The organism is Actinoallomurus acaciae (assembly GCF_042429965.1).
Taxonomy (GTDB): Bacteria; Actinomycetota; Actinomycetes; order Streptosporangiales; family Streptosporangiaceae; genus Actinoallomurus; species Actinoallomurus acaciae.
Genome location: NZ_JBHLZP010001005.1, coordinates 1 through 1,466 on the forward strand (window position 1 = coordinate 1; position 1,466 = coordinate 1,466).

At 71.9% G+C, this 1,466-nt stretch carries 3 protein-coding genes; all 3 read right to left on the minus strand.

Going from position 1 to position 1,466, the window contains the following annotated elements; translation table 11 throughout:
- Positions 1–284: RNA polymerase sigma factor (locus ACFFNX_RS49875; protein ID WP_378213503.1), on the minus strand; the 284-nt coding region annotated here is incomplete at its 3' end.
- Between the two features lie 87 nt (positions 285–371).
- Positions 372–869 (minus strand): cysteine dioxygenase, encoded by a 498-nt coding sequence (locus tag ACFFNX_RS49880; protein ID WP_378213504.1) that lies wholly within the window; start codon positions 867–869, stop codon positions 372–374.
- A 4-nt stretch (positions 870–873) separates the two neighbouring features.
- Positions 874–1,466 (minus strand): amidohydrolase family protein (locus ACFFNX_RS49885; protein WP_378213505.1); only part of this gene is annotated, 593 nt, incomplete at its 5' end.

Here is a 1,466-nt window from a genome sequence, read left to right on the forward strand (position 1 = left end):
CGCAGCGGGTCGGCCGGCGGGGCCGACACCGGGCGGCGCCCGAGGGCGCCGCGCCGTACGCACTCCGAGCGGGCCAGAGCGTGCAGCCACACCGGCAGCGCGCCGTCGTCGGAGGGCGCCTCGCCCGGGTGCCGGGCGATGGCGATGAAGGTGTCGCGTACGGCGTCGGCGGCCTCGTCGCCGACCATGACATGGCAGTAGGCGTAGAGCGGCCCGGCGTACTCGTCATAGAGCGCGCCGAACGCGTCCGGAGCGCCCGTTCGCAGGGCCTCGGTCAGTGACACCGGCCTCCTCCGTCCCGCCATATCACCGGATGATCAGCGCAATACAGGCATAACGCTAGAAATCCGGATAATAGCGGGACGGGTCGGTTACGCGACAGCGTCGAGGGGGCGCAATTCGTCGGCGTAGCTGACTGAGACGCGGCGCATCACTCCACCATCGTCGATGGAGTACTGCCCCAGACGCCACAGGGGAGGGGAGTAGGCGTGGATCGAGACGCTCTGGTCGGCCTCTCCGACCAGACGGTGGATGTGCTCGGGGCCGAACGCGAAGGACACGCCCTGCTCGACCGTGACCTCGACGTGGGCGCCGCCGATGCGGGGGTTGCACTCCTTCAGCGCGCCGTCCACGACGGCGACCGCGCCGGAGGAGATGTCGTGATCGTGCCAGCCGGTGTCGTTCGCCGGCGTCCAGCAGAGCAGCCAGACGTCGACGTACTCATCGCGGTAGAGGGACACGTAGTGTCGCTGCCCGTCGGGGAAGGCCACGTGCTCGCGCCACGACTCCGGATCCTTCGCCAGGCCGTCCACGAGCTCACGTAGCTCGCGCTTGTCGAGGCACCGTGCGGGCAGTGACTCGAAGGACATCGGATCACTCCTCTCCCATCAGTAGTCGTTCCGGGTTGCTCACCCGGATGGCGTGCTCGGCGGCCTCCCCGAAGTCGGGCCCGAAGCCGAGCGGTGGTGCGTACGGCCGGTCGGAGCCGCACACGATCGTGTCGATGCCGAGCGCCCGGATCGTCGCGTCCACGGCGCGCGGACCGTAGGAGGAGGTCTCGAGGAAGGCGTCGCGGTCGACCTCGCCGCGGCCGCCGCCCCGCGCGGCGAGACGCTCGCCGTGCAGCGGGGCCAGCCCGGCGAGCAGCGCGAAGCAGACCCGCAGCCGTGGATGCCGCGCCCGGCCGAACGCGCGGACCGCGAACCACGCGGCGTGCATCTGCTGCACGTACGGGACCAGCGCGGGCCACCAGGACGGCCCGTCGGAGCCGGGCGCGATCCCGGGGTGCACGAACAGCGGCAGGTCGCGTGCCTCCAGCAGTGACAGCAGCGGCGCGCAGCGCTCGTACCCCGCCGCGTCGAGCAGGGCGTCGGCGGGCAACTGGAGCCCCGCGAACCCGCGGTCGAGCCACCCGGCGAGAGGCGACGGATCGATCTCCGACACGCAGGCGGACGCCCACGCCCCGC

What these genes read in the sequence shown, in the direction of transcription:
- ACFFNX_RS49880 (WP_378213504.1), bottom strand. Translation starts at nt 869, where the DNA reads ATGTCCTTCGAGTCACTGCCCGCACGGTGCCTCGACAAGCGCGAGCTA.